The following is a 19,478-nucleotide window of genomic DNA, read 5'->3' as shown; positions in this document are numbered from 1 at the left end:
GGACGGCGAACCTCCGTCGCCCGTCCGCCCGGGACGGGACGGGACGCACTCCAGCGTGTTCGCGGCGCCCCGTCGGGTCAATCGGTGACGGGCGGCCGCGCGTCCTTCACTCCCCGAAGAGCGGCACCAGCGTCGTGACCAGCTCGTCCGGGGTGGGCAGGCGCGCCGCGCCCGATCCCGCGTCCTCCCACCATCCCGGGAGATCGTCCGCGGCGCCCACGAGCGGCTCCGCGAGGCGCAGGCGGTGGAGCCGGCCCTCCTCCGCGGGCCGCAGCAGCACGGAGTCCCATGCCGCCCCGACCACCTGCGCGCTGTGGTGGCGCACCAGGCTGCCGCGGGTCCACGCCCGGGTGCTGCGCGGAGGCCCCGCGACGGCGGCCGTCACCTCGGCCTCGTCGGCGAGCACCCGCAGGGCGCCGGCCGCGACGAGGCGGCGGTGCAGCGACCTGTCCGGGCGCAGGTCGGCGTACTGGAGGTCGAGCATCGCCAGGCGGGGGTCGGACCAGTCGGCGCCGGAGCGGGCGCGCATGCCCTCCAGGAGGCGCAGCTTGGCCGCCCAGTCGGCACGGTCGGCCAGGGAGAGCGGGTCGGCCGCGGCGTCGCTCAGGTCCTCGCCCCACGCGGTGAGCACCGCGGCGGTCTCGGCGTCGTCCACCCCGAAGCGGGCGCAGTGCGCCTCCGCGGCGCGGTGATAGGCCCCGAGGATCTGCAGGCCGGTCCACTCGTGTCGGACCCACGCGCCGCCGTCGACGGCCCCGTCCCCCGCCCACTCCCGCAGCGGCACGGTGGCCGTCAGCGTGGGGTCGTGGCTGATGGTCTGCAGCGCGGCCACGGGGTCGTCGAGGACGAGCCGCGGCGCGGTCCCGGCCTCGGCCGTCGCGAGCACGAGGGCGGTCATGCCCATCCGCAGCCACGTGGCGTGCTGGCTCAGGGTCGCGTCGCCGATGATCACGTGCAGGCGCCGGTACGCGTCGCGGACGGCGTGCGGCTCGTCGCGCGTGTTGACGACGGGCCGGTGGATGGTGGTCTCCAGCCCGACCTGCTCCTCGAAGTAGTCCGCGCGCTGGGAGAGCTGGAACCCGGGCTGCTCCCCCGCCTCCCCCAGGCCCACGCGGCCGGCGCCCACGAGCACCTGGCGCGCGGCGAAGAACGGGAGGAGCACGGCGGCGAGCTCGTCGAAGTCCAGGGCCCGGGCCACGAGGTAGTTCTCGTGGGCGCCGTAGGAGCGGCCCTTGCCGTCCACGTTGTTCTTGTACACGAGCACCTCGGGGTGGCCCTCCCCGGCACCGATGTGCTCGGCGGCGGCCTGGGCGATCCGGTCGCCCGCGGCGTCCCAGACCATGGCCGCGCGCGGCGAGGTGGTCTCGGGCGAGGAGTACTCGGGGTGCGCGTGGTCCACGTACCACCGCGCGCCGTTGGTGAGCACGGTGGAGAGCAGCAGGTGCACGGGCTCGCCGTCCGGGCCCACGAGCGCCTGGTCGGTGAGCTGGGAGGGGTGGGCGGCGGAGCGGGGCATGCGCCAGCCGCGCGCGTCCACCAGGGGCGATTCGCCCGTGTAGTCCCACTCCGTGCCGGCCACGGCCGAGCCCGTCCGCGTCGCCAGGTCCGCGTACGCGTTGACCAGCTCGGTGGAGAGCACGCTGTGGTGCGCACCGGGGTTGGCCGGCGCGTGGATGCCGAACTCGGTCTCCGTGCCCATCACGCGGTGCACGCCCCACCCGGCGGCGTCGCGGCGGTGCGGGGGCGCCGCCAGGTCCGCCGGGAACAGCCGCCGCTGACCCGCGAACGCGGGCGCGGCCGACGTCGAGGGGCCCGCCGGTCCCTGCCGCCCGCTCACGCCCCGGCCTCCCCCGCCGGGCCGGCCCCGCGCCCGGGCCCCCGCAGCATCCTCAGGCGGGTCAGCGCCGGGCCCCGCCAGCCAGAGGTGCGCGCCCACTCGGCGGGCGCGGCCGTGGAGAGCAGGTCGGTCTGGTCCTCGAGCACGCCGTCGACGGCCTCGAGCAGGTGTGCGGCGCGCAGGCCGCGCGCGGAGGGGTCCTGGTCCGCGGCGAGCAGGTCCCGCACCGCGTGGCGCTTGGCGCGGTCCACCACGTCCGCGACCACGGCGCCCGAGACCAGGTCCGCCAGGTGCAGCACGGTGACCGCGCCAGAGGCGTCCGTGAGCTCGGCCAGCGCGGTGCGGGGGCCGCGCTCGTAGAGGGCCGTGACGGCGGTGGAGATGAGCTCCTCGCGGGCGGACTCCGCGTCCCCGGCGGCGGCCGTCTCCTCCGGGTGCAGCGGCACGTCGTCCGTGAGGTGGCGCGCCATGATGTCGACGGCGCCGCGCGCGTCCGGGCGGTCGACGCGGATCTTCACGTCGAGGCGTCCGGGACGCAGGACGGCGGGGTCGATCATGTCCTCGCGGTTGGACGCGCCGATCACGATCACGTTGTCCAGGGACTCCACGCCGTCGATCTCGGCGAGCAGCTGGGGGACGATCGTGGTCTCCACGTCCGAGGAGACGCCCGCGCCGCGCGTGCGGAACAGGGACTCCATCTCGTCGAAGAACACGACCACGGGGAAGCCCGCCGCCGCCTTCTGGCGGGCGCGGTCGAAGATCACGCGGATCTGCCGCTCGGTCTCGCCCACGTACTTGTTCAGCAGCTCGGGGCCCTTGATGTTGAGGAAGTAGGAGCGCTCACCGTCCGCCGAGCGTGCCGAGAGGGCGCGCGCGACCGCCTTGGCCAGCATGGTCTTGCCCGTGCCGGGCGGGCCGTAGAGCAGGATGCCCTTGGGCGCGCGCAGGCCGTGCTCGCGGTAGAGGTCGGGGTGCAGGAACGGGATCTCCACGGCCTCGCGGATCCGCTCGATCTGCGGGCCCAGGCCGCCGATGTCCTCGAACGAGGTGTCCGGCACCTCCTCGAGCAGGACCTCGTCCACGTCGGAGAGCGTCACCACGCGCAGGGCCCACTCGAGGCGGGCGTCCACGGCGACGGCGTCGCCGTGGCGCAGCTCGACGCCCTCGAGCGCGGGGGCGCGCCGGACGACGCGCTCCTCGTCGGCCGCGCCGGCGAGCACGAGCCCGCCGTCCGGCAGCGCCTCCTTCACGCGCAGCAGCTGGCCCGCGTGCGTGGTCGGCCCGATGCCCACCACGGTGCTGGAGTCGTCGAGCAGCACGGTGGAGCCGGGCGTCAGGCTCTCCGGGTCCAGGAGCGGGGAGACGGCGACGCGCAGGCGGCGGCCGTTCTGCACCACGTCGGCGCCGCCGCGCACGATCGCGCCGGTCTCCACGCCGGCGTGGGGCGGGCGCGGGGCGTGCACGGCCTCGAGGGTCGCGAACGTGAAGGGCGCGTGCGTCGTGGCGTCCAGGGTCTCCTTGAGCGTGGTGATCTCCGCACGCGTGGCCTCGAGCAGCTCGACCATGCGGCGGTTGTTGCGCGCCGCGGCGTCGGTCTGCGCCTGGGCGGCGCGGCGGCGCTCGCTCAGCTGCGCGGCGTGGCGCTGCGCCGAGTCCAGCTGGTGCCGCAGGCGCTCCGCCTCGGCCTGGGACTGGCGCAGCAGCTCCTGGGCCTCCGCGAGGCGGCGGCCGTCGTCGGCCGCGGAGAGCGCGCTCACGCCTCCGGCCCTCCCGCGTCCGTCGCCGGCGTGGACGCGGGCGGCGCCATCTGCCCCGTGGACAGGTCCGGGAACGCGTCCGGGTCGCTGCCCGGGGTCTGGGCCTCCTTGGCGCGGCGGGCCATGAGCCGCGCCTCCTTCGCGGCCTTGCGGGCCTTCTTGTCCGTCACGGGCCGCTCGCCGAGGGCCTGCGGGGTCCAGCGCGACTCGTCCGAGGGCTGCCACGCCTCGACGTCCACCGCCTTGAACTCGGACACCTTGGAGCGCTTCTTCAGCAGCAGCGCCTCCTCCCCGGTCGCGAGGCGACGGGCGGTGAGGAGGAAGCCCGTGTGGGCCACCATGCGGTGGTCCGGGCGCACGGCGAGCCCGTCCAGGTGCCAGCCGCGCACGAGGGTCTCGTTGGCCTGCACCTCGGTGAACTTCCCGGAGTCGCGGATGGCCTCGGCCACGCGGGAGAGCTGGGTGGCGGTGGCCACGTAGTTCAGCCACACGCCGCCGGGGGCGAGCACGGTGGCCACGGCGTCGAGGCACTCCCACGGGGCGAGCATGTCCAGGACCACGCGGTCCACCGAGCCGGGCTCGTGGACGTGCAGCATCTCCTCCTGGGCGTCGCCGAGGTGGATCGACCACGCGGGGTGCTCGGCGCCGAAGAAGGACTCCACGTTGGCGCGCGCGATGTCCGCGAACTCCTCGCGCCGCTCATAGGAGTGGAGCCGGCCGCCGTCGCCGACGGCGCGCAGCAGCGAGCACGAGAGGGCGCCCGAGCCGACGCCGGCCTCCACCACCACCGCGCCCGGGAAGATGTCCGCCTGCTGCACGATCTGGCCGGCGTCCTTGGGGTAGACCACGGTGGCCCCGCGCGGCATGGAGAGCACGAAGTCGTTGAGGAGGGGGCGCAGCACCTGGTACTCCTGCCCCGCGGAGTTCGGCACCACCACGCCCTCGGAGCCGCCGATCAGCTCGTCGTGCCGCAGCACGCCCTGGTAGCTGTGGAACTCCCCGCCCGGAAGCAGGGTGATGGTGTTCAGGCGGCCCTTGGCGTCCTTGATCTGCACGCGCTCTCCGGCCCGCAGGGGGCCTCGTCGACTGCTCACGCCGGTGGGTTCGGTCATGCTCGGTTCTCCTTCGCAGAGGGGTCGTCCGTGGAGTGCCGCGTCGCGTGGACGGCGGCCAGGAGGGTGTCGCGCGGGAGCACGGAGGCCACGCCGTCGCGGGCGTCCGTGAGCACGCGCACGGGGAGGTCGGGCTCGCCGAGGCGGGCCACGAGGTCGGCGCCGGAGGCGGGGAGATCGGCGCGGCGCACCACGGCGCCGGGCGCGAGCGCGGTGCATGCCGCGCTCACGGGGGTGCGCTCGAGCTCGTCGGCCGGGCGGTGCACCACGGCCGTCAGGTCGAGCACGCCGCGGGGCGTGCCGGTGGCGTCCACGGCGACGGCGGCGCGGCGGCCGCCGTCGGCCATCCGGAGCGCGTGCGCCACCGAGCCCTCGGCGGGGACGGCCACCGCGGGGATCTCGAGGGAGGCCAGCGTGAGCGCGGCGAGGCGGCCGCCCCACCGCCCGCGCTCGACGGACGCGCCGGCCCCCCGCCACAGGATCACGCCCACCCACGCGAGCAGGAGGGACATCAGCAGGTCGGACCGCTGCCCGCGCAGCAGCGGGCCCGCGACCGCGGCGCCCACCAGCAGGAGGGCGATCGCGCGCCCGGACCAGCCCGCCGCCACGAGGCCGCGGTCCCGGGAGCCGGTGGAGGCCCACACGGCGGACTCGACGAGCCGGCCGCCGTCCAGGGGCATGCCCGGCAGCGCGTTGAACGCGGCCAGCAGGAGGTTGGCCCACACGGTGATGTCCAGGAGGAGCCCGGCCACGGAGGCCGTGGGCAGCGTCAGCGCGGCGAGCCACGCGAGGCCGGCCACCGCCAGGTTGGCCAGGGGCCCGGCCATCGCGGTGGCCACCGTCCCCCACGGCCCGGCCTGCGGGCCGCGGAACTGGGTGTGCCCGCCCCACAGCGTGAGCACGATCTCCTCCGCGCGGTCCCCGAAGGCCCGCCCGACGACGGCGTGGGCGATCTCGTGCGCCAGCACGGAGAGCGCGAGCAGCACGGCGTAGCCGAGGGCCACCGCGTAGGCGCCCGCCCCGAGGTGGGGCAGGGCGCGCTGGATCTGCGGCCCGAAGGTGAGGACCACGAACGCGGCCACGAGGGCCCACGTCCAGGAGAGGTAGACCGGGGCGCCCGCCGCGCGGCCGATGGGCAGGCCGGGCCGGCGGGTCATCCGGCTCCGCCCGGACGCGCGGATCGGACGGCCGCGAGGTCGGCGAGCGTCCGCCCGGCCAGGGTGTCCCACTGCACGGTCGCGGCGCCGGGGGGCAGCGGGAGCACGCTGGGCACGCCCACCGTGGGCAGGCCGGCGGCCATGGCCGCTCCCACGCCCACGGGCGAGTCCTCCACCGCCACGCAGTCGGCGGCCGCGAGGCCGGGCCGCAGCTCGCCGAGGCGGGCGAGGGCCAGGGCGTAGGCCTCGGGATCGGGCTTGCCCCGCGTCACCTGGTCGCCGGCGACCACCACGGCCAGTGCCCCGCCCGGAGCGCGCTCGGCCAGCACGCGGGCCAGCGGCGCGTGGGACATGGTCACGAGCGCACCGGGCACGCCGGCGGCCGCCTGCTCGCGCAGCAGCTCGAGGGCGCCGGGCCGCCACGGCACCCGCTCGACGACGCCGCGCGCCACCTCCGCCATGGTCCGCTCGATGATCTCGGGGACCCCGAGGCGGATCCCGGCCTCCTGCAGGTGGCGGGCGCCCACGTCCAGGGGCCGGCCCACGAGGGAGGCGGCGAGCTCGTTCGACCACGTGCCGCCGTGCTCCGCCATGAGGCGGCGCTGGGCGGCGTTCCACAGGTGCTCGGTGTCCACGAGGGTGCCGTCCATGTCCCACAGCACGGCGGCGGGCGTCTCGCGGGGAGGCAGGGGGGCGGCGTCGGGCATGCGTCCATCCTATTGGAGGGCGTCGACGGGCCGCGGGCACGGGCCGTGCGCCGCCCCTCGGGCCGCTGCGCGGCGAACCGTGACCCCCCTCGGCTCCCGTGCGTAGGGTGACGGTCATGACCGAATCCCCCGCCGCCCCCGCCGAGGACCAGCCGGACGACGCGCTCGGCGCCCTGCGCACGCACCTGACCGCCACGGTGGAGGAGCTCGAGGCCGGGCGCCGCGCCCCCACCGTCCTGCTCCTGGCGTTCCAGGGGTGGAACGACGCCGGGGAGGCGGCGACGGGCACGCTGGAGGCGCTGCGGCAGCAGTGGGACGCCGCTGAGCTGGGACGCGTGTGCGAGGGCGAGTACTACGACTACCAGGTGACCCGTCCCCACGTGCGGCGCGACGCCGACGGGCTCGGCACCCTGGAGTGGCCCGCGATCCGGCTGCACGTCGCGTCTCTCGACGCCGCGGGGCGCCCCGTGGCCGAGGAGGAGGCCCCCGCGGACGGGGTGCGCGTCCTGCTGGCCAGCGGCGTCGAGCCGAACGTGGGCTGGCGGGCCTTCACGGCCGAGCTGTTCGCGTGGGCGGCGCGGGAGCGCGTGGACGCCGTGGTGACCCTGGGCGCCCTGCTGGCGGACGTGCCCCACACGCGCCCGCTCCGGGCGCGCCCGACCTCTCCGCTCGTGGACGTGCGCGTGGCCGTCGGCGCGGAGCGGCCCACCTATGAGGGGCCCACGGGGATCGTCGGCGTGATCGGCGACGAGGCGGCCCGCCGCGGGCTGCCGAGCCTCGCGCTGTGGGGCGCCGTGCCGCACTACGTGGCCCAGGCGCCCTCCCCCAAGACGCTGCTGGGCCTCGTGGAGGCCGTCGAGGACCTGCTCCACGTCACCGTGTCCACCCACGAGCTGGAGGACGACGCCCACGCGTGGCAGCGCGGCGTGGACGAGCTCGCCGCCGAGGACCCCGACGTCGCCGCCTACGTGCGCCAGCTCGAGCAGGCGCAGGACGCCCAGGAGCTGCCGGAGGCCTCCGGCGAGGCGATCGCCCGGGAGTTCGAGCGCTACCTGCGCGGCCGGCACGGCCGCTGAGCGCGGCGGCTCAACGCAGGCGCAGGCCCAGGAGCGCGTCGGCCACCGTGGCGACGTCGAGGGGTGCGGGGGCGTCCTCTGCGGCGCCGGTGTCGCGGAGCCCGGGCAGGGAGCCGTCCGCCCACGCGTCGAGCACGCGGAGCGCGGCGGGCGCGTCGAGGTCCTCGGACAGCGCGGCGTGGGCGGCCTGCAGCACCGCCGCCCCGGCCGCGGCGTGGGGGCCGTCGAGGGCGGCGCGCCACGCGGCCACGCGCTCCTGAGCGGCGGAGAGCAGGTCCTCGGACCACTCCCAGTCGCTGCGGTAGTGCTGCGAGAGGATCGCCGCGCGGATCGCGACCGGCTCCACCCCCCGGGCGCGCAGTCGAGAGACGAGCTCGAGGTTGCCGAGGGACTTGGACATCTTCTGCCCGTCGAGGGCCACCATGCCCGAGTGCACGTAGGTGTGCGCCAGGGGCTGGCCGTCCGCCGCCGTCGCGTGGGCCGCGGAGAACTCGTGGTGCGGGAAGCGCAGGTCGGAGCCGCCGCCCTGGACCGTGAACGGGGCGGGCAGGTGGGCGCGCGCGATGACGGAGCACTCGATGTGCCAGCCGGGCCGGCCGGCCCCGAGCGCGCCGGCCTCCCACGAGGGCTCGCCCGCGCGGTGCACACGCCACAGCAGGGGGTCGAGGGGATGGCGCTTGCCGGGACGGGCCGGGTCGCCGCCGCGCTCTGGGAAGACCTCGTCCATCTGCGCCCGCGTCATCGCGCTCACGGAGCCCAGCGTCCAGCCCCCCGCGGCCTGCGCCGCCTCGACGTCGAAGTACACGTCCCCGTCCGGGCCGCCGTCGACCCCGGGAACGCGGTAGGCGACGCCGGCGTCGAGCAGGGCCGTCACGCCGTCGACCACAAGGTCGATCGCCTCGGTGGCGCCCACGTAGTGGTCCGGCGCGAGGACGTTGAGCGCGGCCATGTCCGCGCGGAACAGGTCCGTCTGCTCACGGGCGAGGTCCCGCCAGTCGACGCCCGTGGCGTCGGCGCGCTCGAGGAGCGGATCGTCCACGTCGGTCACGTTCTGCGTGTAGGCCACCTCGATCCCGCACGCGCGCCAGTACCGCTGCAGCAGGTCGAAGGCGACGTAGGTGGTGGCGTGGCCCAGGTGCGTGGCGTCGTAGGGGGTGATGCCGCACACGTACAGGGAGGCGTGCCCGGCGTCGTTGCCGGGGTGGCGCAGGCCCTGCGTGGCCGTGTCGAGGACCCGCAGTCGGTCCGGCTGGGCGGGCAGGGCGGGCGGCGCGGGGGTGCTCCAGGACTTCACGGTGCTCCTCGGGGACGGCGACGACGGGCGGGTGCGCGGGGCGGGCGCGCGGCTCAGGCGGAGATCAGCCCGGTGCCGAGCATCGCGTAGAGGGCAAGGCCGAGGGCCACGCGGTACCACACGAACGGCATGTACGAATTGGTGGAGATGAACTTCATGAGCCAGGCGATCACCGAGTAGCCCACCACGAACGCGATCACGGTGGCCACCAGCGTCTCCCCGCCGCCGTAGGGACCGGACTGGCCGGGCTCCGTGAGCGCGGAGAACAGCTTGTAGAGGCCGGAGGCGAACACGGCCGGGACGGCCAGCAGGAACGCGTAGCGGGTGGCGGCCTCGCGGGTGTAGCCCATGGCCAGGCCCGCGGTGATGGTGCCGCCCGAGCGCGAGACGCCGGGGATGAGGGCGAGCGCCTGGGCGAAGCCGAAGAGGATGCCGTCCTTGACGGTGAGCCGCTCGATGGGCGTGGACTGACGGCCGAGGCGGTCGGCCAGCGCCAGCAGCACGCCGAACACGATCAGCATGGTGGCGGTGATCCACAGCGAGCGGAACTCCGTGTCGATCCAGCTCTCCAGGAGCAGTCCGAGGATCGCGATGGGCAGCGAGCCGAGGATGATGAGCCAGCCCATGCGGGCATCCGGGTCGCTGCGGGGCACGCGGCCGGTCAGCGAGCCGGACCATCGTCCGATGATCCGGACGATGTCCTTCCAGAAGTAGATCAGCACGGCCAGCTCGGTGCCCAGCTGGGTGATGGCGGTGAAGGCCGCGCCGGGGTCCGACGCCGAGGGCAGGAACTCCCCCACGATGCGGATGTGCGCCGAGGAGGAGATGGGCAGGAACTCCGTCAGGCCCTGCACCAGGCCCAGAATGATTGCTTCGATCCACGTCACGGTGGGTCACTGTACTGCACCGCCCAGGGAGGTCTCCCGGGGCGGTGCAGGGGTTCGCGGCGGTGAGGGGCCGCCAGGACTCAGTCCTGGTCGTCGTCCTCGTCGTCGTCGAAGAGGTCCAGCGGGGTGACCTCCTCGGTGTCCGCGTAGAGGGCGTCCTCGTAGTTCTCGAAGGCGTCCGCCACCGCGAAGAAGGCCGCCTCCACGGTGGGGTCGTCCTCGCCGCGCTTGTTCTGGGCGGCCACGAGGTGTTCGTTCAGGGCGGTGGTCAGGGCCTCCAGGGCCAGGCGGGCGTCAGAGCTCATGGCTGAACGGTAACCCGAGGACGGGCGGTGCGACCAGAGGTGCGCGCACCCGCGCGGCGGGGCCGCGGCGGTCTGCGAGGATGACCGGGTGCGTGAGCAGCTGATGTCCTCGACCCTGGACTCCGTCGCCCAGGGCCAGAAGTGGGAGTACCTCGTCCTCACCGTGGCCCCCGAGGAGTCCCTCGGCGACGCGCGGCGCCGCCTCGTGGAGCACGCCGAGTACGGCCGCTGGGAGCTGCAGCGAGCGGTGCACTACCGCGGCGGGGCCCGGCGCTACTGGCTGCGCCGGCGCGTCATCCGGGTGGCCTCCACGCTCGACCTCGCCTGAGCGGCCCGGTCCGCGGGGCGGCGCGCCGTCAGGGGCGCGGATCCAGCATGCGCGCGAGGACGCGGCAGCCGAACTCGAGCGCGTCCACCGGCACGCGCTCGTCGATGCCGTGGAAGAGCGAGGTGAACGCGAGGTCCGGTGGCAGGCGCAGCGGGGAGAACCCGTAGCCGGTGATGCCCAGGCGGGAGAGCGACTTGTTGTCCGTGCCGCCGCCCAGCATGAAGGGCAGCACCTCGGCCTCGGGGTCCTCGTGCCGCAGCGCCTCGACCATGAGCTCCACGAGGTCGCCCGAGAACGGGACCTCGAGGCCGATGTCCCGGTGCTCCGGCTCGAACTCCACGTGGGGTCCGGCGAGCTCGGCGAGGGTCGCGAGCGTCTGCTCCTCCTCTCCCGGCAGGGGGCGCACGTCCACCGTGCCCGTCGCCGTGGACGGGATCACGTTGTGCTTGTACCCGGCGGTCATGCCGGTGGGGTTGGACGAGGTGCGCAGCGTGCCGGTGACCCACGTGCGGGCCTGGCCGAGGGCCTCGAGCTGCGGGGCGGGGTCCGTCTCGTCGAACGGGACGCCCATGATCTCGGCCACCTGCTCCAGCAGCTGACGGGTGGTCTTCGTGTAGGTCAGCGGCCACTCGTGGCGGCCGATCCGCTCGAGCGCGCCGGCCAGGTGGGTGACCGCGTTGTCCTCGTGCGGGGCGGAGCCGTGGCCCGGAGCGCCGGCCGACCGCAGGTTGAGCCACATCAGGCCCTTCTCCGCGGTCTGCACGAGGTAGGCGCGGGTGCCGGCCACCTCGGTGGAGAAGCCCCCCACCTCGCTGATCGCGTCCGTGCACCCCGCGAAGACCTCCGGGTGGTGCTCCACCATCCACGTCGCGCCGTACACGCCGCCGGCCTCCTCGTCCGCGAAGAACGCGACGGTGAGCGGGCGGCGCGGGCGGCGGCCGGTGCGGGCGAGGTGCAGGAGGACGGAGAGGATCATCGCGTCCATTCCCTTCATGTCCACCGCGCCTCGGCCCCAGACCATCCCGTCCTTCAGCTCCGCGCTGAAGGGGTCCACGCTCCACTCGGCGGCCTCGGCCGGCACCACGTCGGTGTGGCCGTGGAGCACGAGGCCGGGGGCGTCCGCGTCCCAGCCCGGCAGGTGCCCGACGACGGAGACGCGCCCGGGTGCGGACTCGAAGAACCGCGGGGTCATCCCCGCCTGCTCCATGAGCCTCCCGCAGAAGGCGGCGGCCTCCGGCTCGCCCACGGACACGTTGCCGCCGCGGTTGGTGGTGTCGATGCGGATCAGGCCGCGGCAGATCTCGACGACGTCGGCCGCGGGGGACTCGGTGCGGGGGGCGGTGGGCTTCTCTGCGGGGGAATCGACCATGGAGTTGAGCCTACCTCCAGGGGTGTGGTACGCTTCTCGGGTTGCTCCGGCGAGGAACGGTGAAAACCGGGACTGGCCGAACGCGAAGGAAACGGTCCGCTCCGGCGGATCGGGATGAGCGCGAGTGGCGGAATTGGTAGACGCGCAGCGTTGAGGTCGCTGTGTTCGAAAGGACGTGGGGGTTCAAGTCCCCCCTCGCGCACAGCTCATCGGACGAAGGGCCCCGGTCACAGACCGGGGCCCTTCGTGCCATCCCGTCCCTCCTTCCCCCTACAGTGAAGGTGCGCGACGGCCCGCCGCCGTCGTCGCTCACCTGACAGGGACGACACGGAGGTTCCGATGGCCGACGATGCCCGCACGCTGCTGCTCCGACTCGCCCGCGCCCACGGGGTGCAGTGGCGATACACGGGACAGGACGGCTCGGACCAGACCGTGCCGGACGACGCCCTCGTGAAGGTGCTCGCGGCCCTCGGGGTGGCGGTCCGCCCGGACGCCGTCGCCGCCCTCACCGAGGCGCTCGACGACGCCGAGCTCGCACCGTGGCGGGACGTCCTGCCTCCCACCGTGGTCACGCGGGCGGGGCACCGGCTCTCCGTGCCCGCCCACGTCTCGGTGGTCGAGGGGCTGAGCGCCCGAGTCGTCACGGAGGCGGGCGCGCCCGTGCCCGTCGCCGTCACCCGGCCGCTGGGCGAGCCCCGCCGCGTGGACGGCGTGGACCTCGTGCGGTGCCACGTGGAGGTCCCCGCAGACCTGCCCCTCGGCTGGCATCGCCTCGAGCTCGACAGCGCCACCGGCCACCACGCCGAGGCCACCCTCGTCTGCGCGCCGGACCGCCTCACCACGGCCGCACCCTTCCTGGCCCGGCGCGGCTGGGGCGTGGCCGCCCAGGGCTACTCCGTGACCTCGGAGCACTCGTGGGGCATCGGGGACATCGAGGACGCCGCGTCCGTGGCGGAGACGGCCGCCGAGCACGGCGCCGACTTCCTGCTCCTGCATCCGCTGCACGCGGTCGACCCCGGCACCACGCCCGCGGACTCCCCCTACTCCCCCGTCTCCCGCCGCTTCCTCACCGCGCTGCTGATCCGCGTGGCGGACATCCCGGAGTTCGCCGGGCTGCCCGCCGCGGAGCAGGAGCAGCTGCGCGCCGCCGGCCGTCAGGTCCAGGAGCGACTGGAGGAGACGGGGCGCATCGATCGTTCCGCCGTCGCCGAGGTCCTGTGGCCCGCCCTGCGCCGCGTGCACTCCGTGCCCCGCACCGCCGAGCGGGAGGCGGCGTACGCCGCGTTCCGCGCGCGGATGGGGGCGGGGCTGGACGACTTCGCCCTCTGGTCCGCCCTGCGCCTCTCGGACGTAACCGGCCCGGACCCGCAGGACGCCGACTGGACTCCGGAGGGCGAGCGCGCCGCCGCGTTCCGCAGCACGCACGCGGACGAGCTGGACCTGCACCGCTGGGTCCAGTGGATCGCGGACGAGCAGCTGGCCGCCGTCCAGCGCCGCGCGCTCGGCGCGGGCATGCGCATGGGCGTGATGGTGGACCTGGCCGTGGGCGCCACGCGCGGCTCGGCGGACGCGTGGATGCTCGGGGACGTGCTCGTGCCCGGGATGTCCGTGGGCGCCCCGCCGGAGGTCTTCAACCAGCTGGGCCAGGACTGGTCCCAGCACCCGTGGCACCCCCGGCGGCTCGCCGAGACCGGCTACGCCGCGTTCCGGGACATGCTCCGCACCGTGATGGCCCACGCCGGCGGCGTGCGGATCGACCACGTGCTCGGCCTCTTCCGCCTGTGGTGGGTGCCGGAGGGCGCCGGCCCCACGCAGGGCGCGTACGTGGAGTACGACCACGAGGCCATGCTCGCCGTCCTCACCCTCGAGGCGCAGCGGGCCGGCGCCGTGGTGATCGGCGAGGACCTCGGCACGTTCGAGCCGTGGGTGCAGAAGCGCCTCGCGGAGGCGGGCGTGCTCGGCACGAACATCCTCTGGTTCGAGCAGGAGGACGGCGTGCCGGTCCCCCCGGAGCGCTACCGGCGCCTGTGCCTGGCCGCCGTGAACACCCACGACCTCCCCCCGACCGCCGGCTACCTCGAGGGCGTCCACCTGGACCTGCGCGAGGAGCTCGGCCTGTTCACGGGGGACGTGGCCGCGGAGCGGGAGCGCTCGGCCGCCGAGGTGGAGGCATTCCTCCGGGCCGCACGAGACCGCGGCCTCCTCGAGGAGGTGCCGGGCGTGGGCGAGCGGCAGGCCCAGGTCATCGCCCTGCACCGGCTGCTCGCCCAGGCGCCGTCGGCGCTGCAGAGCGTGGCCCTCGTGGACGCCGTCGGGGAGCGCCGCATCCAGAACCAGCCGGGGACCATGCAGGACCAGTACCCGAACTGGACCGTGCCGCTCGGGGACGCCGAGGGCGCGATGCTCCACGCGGAGGACCTGCCCGGCCTGCCGTCGGTGGCCCGCCTCTTCGACGCGGTGGACCGTGAGCTCACGGCCTCTGTGCCCGTGGGGATCGGCGTGGCCTACCACACCTCGCCGCTGGCCCAGCCGGGCCGCGGGGACGCCGGCGGCATGAACGTGTACGTGCGGCAGGCCGCCCTCGCGCTCGCGCGGCAGGGGATGCGGATGCTCCTGTTCACCCGCGCGGAGGAGCCGGTGGACGGCGGCGCACGGATCACGCGTCTGCCCGCGGGCGGACCGACACCGGACGTCCTCGTGGTCGAGCTGGCCGCCGGCCCCGCCCGACCCCTGGACAAGGCCGAGCTCGCCGCGCACACGGACGCGTTCACCGCGGCCGCGCTGGCCTGGCTGCGGGGAGCACGCGAGGCCGAGGGGCTCGCGGAGGCCGAGCGCGTGCGGTTCGTCCACGGGCACTACTGGCTCTCCGCGCCCACGGCCCACGCCCTGGCGCAGGAGATGGATGCCCCTCACCTGCAGACCATGCACACCACCGCGGCCGTGAAGATGCTGCAGGACGAGGGCCACGAGGAGCCCGCCGAACGGATCGCCGCCGAGGCGCGCGTGGTGGAGGAGGCCGACCTCCTCGTGGTGAACTCCCCCGCCGAGGCCGCCGACCTGCGTGAGGTCCTCGGCGTGGACCGCCGGCGCACGCGCGTCCTCTCCCCCGCCGTGGACACCGCGACGTTCACGCCCGAGGGAGCGTCCTGCTGGCCCGGGTCGTCCGGGGCCACGGCCGGCGCCGACGCGGCCGCTCCCCTGCGCGTGCTCTTCGCGGGGCGCGTGCAGGCGCACAAGGGCCCGCAGATCCTCGTCGAGGCCCTCGCCATCCTGCGGGGCCGGCGCGGCGGCGCCGGTGCGGATCCCGGGATCCGGCTGCACCTCAACGGGGCCGCCTCCGGCGGAGAGGGCCTGGACCTCGCCGCCCTGGCCCGCCGGCACGACGTCGCGGACCTCGTCACCGTGTCCGATCCGGTGCCCGCGCCCGCGCTGGCCGAGCAGCTCCGCGCGGCGGACGTCGTCGCGATGCCGAGCCGTTCGGAGACCTACGGCCTCGTGGCCCTCGAGGCGCAGGCGTGCGGCACCCCGGTGCTGGCCCACCGCGTGGGCGGGCTCGTCCACGCGGTGCAGGACGGGCGGACCGGCCGGCTCGTGGCCCCGAACACCGCGGAGGCGTGGGCGGACGCGCTCGAGGGGATCCTCGGGGACCGCGGCGCGTGGGCCGCGATGTCCACCGCGGCCGTGCGCCACGCGCAGAGCCACTCCTGGGACGCGTACGCGGACGGCCTCCTGGACGCCGTGGCGGCCGCGGAGGGCTGATCCCGCTGCCTTGACGACGACGGCGGCCCGGGAGCATCACGCCCCCGGGCCGCCGTCGTCGGTCCTCCCCTCAGGTGAGGGGCCGGATCCCGCCCCGGAAGTGGCGGCGTCCACGCGTGGCGTCCCAGCCCGTCACCTGCGTGACCGCGGGGTCGCGCTCGTACCGGACGGCCACGCGGGCGGGCAGCACCACGGGCGCCTCGAACTCGATGTCCCAGCCGACGCCGGCCTCGGCGGGCTCCCGGCCGTCCAGCATGCGCGCGGCGAGGAGCATGCCGTGGGCGATCGCACCCTTCATGCCGAACAGCGTCGCGCTCGGCCCGGAGAGGTGGATGGGGTTCCAGTCCCCCGAGACGCCCGCGTAGGCGCGGCCGGCCCCCGCCCCGAACGTCCACTGCGCGGTGGGGGCCGCGGGGGCGAACTCGTCGCGCTCGGGCCGCTCGGGGCGTTCGCCCGTCAGCCACACGCCCTTGGCCAGGTACCGGGAGGAGCCCTCCCACAGCAGCGCGGCCTCCGCGCCGGCGCCCGCCGCGCGCTCCACGCGCACCGCGACGTCCACGGCGGTGCCCGCGTGGTGGGGCACGAGGCCCAGGGCCTCGGCCGCGACCGTCAGCGGCTCGCCCGCGGGGACGGGCCGGTGGTGCTGGACCGAGTTGGAGAGGTGGACCATGCCCGGCAGGGGCAGCGGGAAGTCAGGGGCGGCCATGAGCGCCATCGCCGTCCCGAACACCTGGGTGTGCACGAGTACGGAGGGCAGGTGCGTCGGGTCCGCGGGGCCCACCACCTCGCGCCAGCGGCCGACGACGGCGGGGTCGATCGTCAGGCCCTCCACCTCGATGCGGCGCTCGGGCAGGGTCGTCGGCCGGCGTCGGCGGGTGAGGGCGTCCTGCGCGGCCTGCGCCGCGGCGCGGGCGTACAGGGAGCCGAGGGCGGGGGCCTGCGTGAGCGTCCGGGTCTCCATGCTCAGGCCCCCATGATCGCCTGGCCGCACACCCGCAGGGTGGCGCCGTTGGTGCCGCCGGCCCCGTCCGAGACGAGGTAGGCGATGGCCTCGGCGACGTCCTGGGGACGGCCGCCCTGCTGCAGCGAGTTGAGGCGGCGGCCCAGCTCGCGGGTCGCGAGCGGGATCTTGGCGGTCATCTCGGTCTCGATGAAGCCCGGGGCGACGGCGTTGATCGTGCCCCCGCGCTCGGCCAGCATTGGCGCGGTGGCCGACGTGAGGCCCATGACGCCCGCCTTGGACGCCGCGTAGTTGGTCTGGCCGCGGTTGCCGGCGATGCCGGAGGTGGAAGCCAGGCCGACGATGCGCAGGCCCTCGCCCACGACGTCGCGGGCGTCCTCGGCGAGGAAGGCCGCGTTCATGGCCAGCTGCGAGGACGTGTTCACGGCGAGGACCGAGTCCCAGCGCGCCGCGTCCATGTTGGCGAGCAGCTTGTCCCGCGTGATGCCCGCGTTGTGCACCACGATGTCCATGCGCCCGTGGCGGGTGCGGCAGTGCTCGAGGATCCGGGCGCCGGCGTCGGGGGCGGTGATGTCCAGCGCGAGGGCGGTGCCCCCGAGCTTGTTGACTACACCGGCCAGGGCGTCCCCGGCGGCGGGCACGTCCACGCCCACCACGCGGGCGCCGTCGCGGGCCAGGGTGGCGATGATCGCCGCGCCGATGCCGCGGGCGGCACCGGTGACGACTGCGACCTTGCCCTCGAGCGGGCGGGCCAGGTCCGCGGGGGTCGAGCCGTCCGCGGTGGTGACGGGCAGGAACTGGCCGGAGACGAACGCGGAGCGGCCCGAGAGCAGGAAGCGCAGGGCGCCGGCCGCGCCGGGGGCGGTGAGCGGGACGCCGGAGCCCAGGATGAGGCCGTTGGCGGTGCCGCCGCGGCGCATCTCCTTGCCGAGCGAGCGGGTCAGGCCCACCACGCCCTGGCGGGCGGCGCGCGCCGCGGGGTCGGCGGCCACGGAGGGGTCCTCCGGATCCTCGAACACGGTGACCACGCGGGCGCTGGAGCCGAGCTGGCGCAGGGCGGGGCCGAGCTCGAGGGCCACGGCGGAGAGCTCGGACGGGGCACGCACCCCGTCGAAGCACGCGACGACACCGGCCAGGCGGGCGCCCTCGGCGCGCTCGGAGACGACCTGGACGCCGGCGGCGGTGAGCAGCCCGCGGGCCGCGTCGGCGGCGGGGGTGGCGCCGAGCACCAGGACGGTGCCGGTGATCAGCGGCTGGCCGGGCTCGTACCGGCGCAGCTCGACGGGCTGGGGCAGGCCCAGGGCGCCGGTGACGCGCTTGCCCAGGGCGGAGGAGACGAAGGAGCCGTACGGGTCGTTCACGGGGGGACCTCTCAGGTCAGGGGTGTGCTGGAGTGCGGCGGGGTCGGTGCGGCGGGGACCGGCGCCCCGCCGTCGGACGGGCCGACGGCGGGGCGGGTGCTGCGGGTGGTGCCGGGTGGCTCAGCGGCCGCGCAGGAGGGCGACGATGCCCTGGCCGCCGGCGGCGCACACGGAGATGAGGCCGAGGGAGCCCTCGCCCTTCTGGTGCAGCGCCTTGGCCAGCAGGGCCACGATGCGGCCGCCGGTGGCGGCGAACGGGTGGCCGGCGGCCAGCGAGGAGCCGTGCACGTTGAGCTTGGAGCGGTCCACGGTGCCGAAGGCGCCGTCGAGGCCGAGGCGCTCGCGCCCGAACTCCTCGCTCTCCCAGGCCTTCATCGTGGCGAGCACGGTGCCGGCGAAGGCCTCGTGGATCTCGATGAAGTCCAGGTCGTCCAGGGTCAGGCCGTGGCGGGCCAGGAGGCGGGGCACGGCGTACGCGGGGGCCATGAGCAGGCCCTCCTTGCCGTCCACGAAGTCCACGGCGCCGTTCTCGGCGTCCACGAACTCGGCGAGCATGGGCAGGCCGCGCTCGGCCGCCCAGTCCTCGGAGGCGAGCAGCACGGCGGAGGCGCCGTCGGTGAGGGGCGTGGAGTTGGCGGCGGTCATGGTCGCCTCGTCCCCGAACTGGCGGCCGAAGGCGGGCTTGAGCTTGGCGAGCTTCTCCATGGAGGAGTCCGCGCGCAGGTTGTTGTCGCGGGTCAGGCCGCGGAACGGGGTCACGAGGTCGTCCATGAAGCCGGAGTCGTACGCGGCGGCGAGGTTGCGGTGGCTGGCCACGGCCAGCTCGTCCTGCGCCTCGCGGGTGATGCCCCACTGGTGGGTGGTGAGGGCCTGGTGCTCGCCCATGGACATGCCGGTGCGGGGCTCGCTGGCCCCGGCCGGCTCGGGGACGAGCTGGTTCGGACGCAGCTGGGAGACGGCCTTGAGGCGGTCCTTCAGGGTCTTCGCCGCGTTGAGCTGCATCAACACGCGGCGGGCGCCGTCGGAGACGCTCACGGGCGAGTCGGAGATGGAGTCCACACCGCCGCCGATCGCGGAATCGATCTGGCCCAGGCGGATCTTGGAGGCGAGGGTGCCCAGGGCCTCCATGCCGGTGGCGCAGGCGACCTGCATGTCCGCGGCCGGGGTGTCGGGCGCGAGGGCCGAGCCGAGGACCGACTCGCGGGTGAGGTTGAAGTTCTTGGGGTGCTTGAGCACGGCGCCGGCGGAGACCTGGCCGATGCGCTCACCCTGCAGGCCGAAGCGGGCGACCAGGCCGTCGAGGGCGGCGGTCAGCATGTCCTGGTTGGAGGCCGTCGCGTAGGCCGTGTTGGCGCGGGCGAAGGGGATGCGGTTGCCGCCCACGACGACGGCCGGGCGCAGCGGGCCGCCGGCGACGGCGGGACGGGCGGTGGGGGTGTTCTCCGGGGTGTTCACGGCGGGGTCCTCCTGGACGGTGTGGCCTCACCCGCGGGGTGCGCGGCGAGAGGTCGGGGGTGATCCGGGCGCTGGTGGTGTCGATGGAACTGGGGTGATGGTGGAGCGGCGCG

Annotated in this window: 15 protein-coding genes and 1 tRNA gene; 4 read left to right on the top strand and 12 right to left on the bottom strand. The window is 75.6% G+C overall.

From position 1 onward, the window contains the following. Positions 1 to 106: 106 nt before the first annotated feature. Genes dop through AB0302_RS04045 form a run of 5 tightly spaced genes read right to left on the bottom strand, consistent with a single transcriptional unit; the run spans position 107 to position 6,570 of the window. Entirely contained in the window at positions 107 to 1,837 is a 1,731-nt protein-coding gene (gene dop, locus AB0302_RS04065; RefSeq protein WP_366370597.1) for a depupylase/deamidase Dop, read from the bottom strand. Further along, a complete protein-coding gene (gene arc / locus AB0302_RS04060; RefSeq protein WP_366370596.1) occupies positions 1,834 to 3,594 on the bottom strand; it encodes a proteasome ATPase in 1,761 nt (586 codons plus the stop codon). The genes dop and arc overlap by 4 nt, the downstream gene beginning before the upstream one ends. Beyond that, the gene (locus AB0302_RS04055; RefSeq protein ID WP_366370595.1) at positions 3,591 to 4,706 is read right to left on the bottom strand and encodes a tRNA (adenine-N1)-methyltransferase; all 1,116 of its coding nucleotides are present in this window, start codon (positions 4,704 to 4,706) and stop codon (positions 3,591 to 3,593) included. The genes arc and AB0302_RS04055 overlap by 4 nt, the downstream gene beginning before the upstream one ends. Continuing rightward, entirely contained in the window at positions 4,703 to 5,863 is a 1,161-nt protein-coding gene (locus tag AB0302_RS04050) for a site-2 protease family protein (protein ID WP_366370594.1), read from the bottom strand. Before AB0302_RS04050 ends, AB0302_RS04055 begins: the two co-directional genes overlap by 4 nt. Continuing rightward, a complete protein-coding gene (locus AB0302_RS04045; protein ID WP_366370593.1) occupies positions 5,860 to 6,570 on the bottom strand; it encodes an HAD family phosphatase in 711 nt (236 codons plus the stop codon). The genes AB0302_RS04050 and AB0302_RS04045 overlap by 4 nt, the downstream gene beginning before the upstream one ends. A 116-nt stretch (positions 6,571 to 6,686) precedes the next feature. Here AB0302_RS04045 and AB0302_RS04040 point away from each other — a divergent pair, with 116 nt between their 5' ends. After that, positions 6,687 to 7,646: a PAC2 family protein gene (locus AB0302_RS04040; RefSeq protein WP_366370592.1), complete on the top strand. Its 960-nt coding sequence runs from the start codon at positions 6,687 to 6,689 to the stop codon at positions 7,644 to 7,646. A gap of 10 nt (positions 7,647 to 7,656) precedes the next feature. Here AB0302_RS04040 and mshC read toward each other — a convergent pair whose 3' ends face one another. The 3 genes from mshC to AB0302_RS04025 all read right to left on the bottom strand — a co-directional run bounded on the left by mshC (position 7,657) and on the right by AB0302_RS04025 (position 10,132). Beyond that, positions 7,657 to 8,940, bottom strand: coding sequence for a cysteine--1-D-myo-inosityl 2-amino-2-deoxy-alpha-D-glucopyranoside ligase (mshC, locus tag AB0302_RS04035; protein ID WP_366370591.1), 1,284 nt, complete (start codon positions 8,938 to 8,940; stop codon positions 7,657 to 7,659). 53 nt (positions 8,941 to 8,993) lie between these two features. Next, positions 8,994 to 9,827, bottom strand: a complete 834-nt coding sequence (locus AB0302_RS04030; protein WP_366370590.1) for an undecaprenyl-diphosphate phosphatase — start codon at positions 9,825 to 9,827, stop codon at positions 8,994 to 8,996. A gap of 80 nt (positions 9,828 to 9,907) precedes the next feature. Continuing rightward, the gene (locus tag AB0302_RS04025) at positions 9,908 to 10,132 is read right to left on the bottom strand and encodes a hypothetical protein (protein WP_248115527.1); all 225 of its coding nucleotides are present in this window, start codon (positions 10,130 to 10,132) and stop codon (positions 9,908 to 9,910) included. Positions 10,133 to 10,220: 88 nt separating this feature from the next. Between AB0302_RS04025 and AB0302_RS04020 the strand changes: the two genes are divergently transcribed. Beyond that, positions 10,221 to 10,460 (top strand): DUF5703 family protein, encoded by a 240-nt coding sequence (locus tag AB0302_RS04020; RefSeq protein ID WP_298710935.1) that lies wholly within the window; start codon positions 10,221 to 10,223, stop codon positions 10,458 to 10,460. Between the two features lie 28 nt (positions 10,461 to 10,488). On the opposite strand, the gene AB0302_RS04015 is transcribed toward AB0302_RS04020, so the two are convergent. After that, complete coding sequence (locus AB0302_RS04015; RefSeq protein WP_366370589.1) at positions 10,489 to 11,829, bottom strand: M20/M25/M40 family metallo-hydrolase; 1,341 nt, start codon at positions 11,827 to 11,829, stop codon at positions 10,489 to 10,491. 118 nt (positions 11,830 to 11,947) lie between these two features. Here AB0302_RS04015 and AB0302_RS04010 point away from each other — a divergent pair. Both AB0302_RS04010 and malQ read left to right on the top strand, forming a co-directional pair. Then, positions 11,948 to 12,031 (top strand) — tRNA-Leu (locus tag AB0302_RS04010). A gap of 137 nt (positions 12,032 to 12,168) precedes the next feature. After that, a complete protein-coding gene (malQ, locus tag AB0302_RS04005) occupies positions 12,169 to 15,588 on the top strand; it encodes a 4-alpha-glucanotransferase (protein ID WP_366370588.1) in 3,420 nt (1,139 codons plus the stop codon). A gap of 70 nt (positions 15,589 to 15,658) precedes the next feature. Here the strand turns inward: malQ and AB0302_RS04000 are convergent, their stop codons facing one another. The 3 genes from AB0302_RS04000 to AB0302_RS03990 all read right to left on the bottom strand — a co-directional run bounded on the left by AB0302_RS04000 (position 15,659) and on the right by AB0302_RS03990 (position 19,365). Beyond that, positions 15,659 to 16,549 (bottom strand): MaoC/PaaZ C-terminal domain-containing protein, encoded by an 891-nt coding sequence (locus AB0302_RS04000; RefSeq protein WP_366370587.1) that lies wholly within the window; start codon positions 16,547 to 16,549, stop codon positions 15,659 to 15,661. A 2-nt stretch (positions 16,550 to 16,551) separates the two neighbouring features. Further along, positions 16,552 to 17,910, bottom strand: a complete 1,359-nt coding sequence (locus AB0302_RS03995; protein WP_298710923.1) for a 3-oxoacyl-ACP reductase — start codon at positions 17,908 to 17,910, stop codon at positions 16,552 to 16,554. Positions 17,911 to 18,030: 120 nt separating this feature from the next. Then, on the bottom strand, positions 18,031 to 19,365 hold the full coding sequence (locus AB0302_RS03990; protein ID WP_366370586.1) for an acetyl-CoA C-acetyltransferase: 1,335 nt from the start codon (positions 19,363 to 19,365) through the stop codon (positions 18,031 to 18,033). Positions 19,366 to 19,478 lie beyond the last annotated feature (113 nt).

Source organism: Micrococcus sp. NPDC078436, from assembly GCF_040702705.1.
Classification (GTDB): domain Bacteria; phylum Actinomycetota; class Actinomycetes; order Actinomycetales; family Micrococcaceae; genus Micrococcus.
This window is presented reverse-complemented; position numbering and strand designations above follow the sequence as displayed.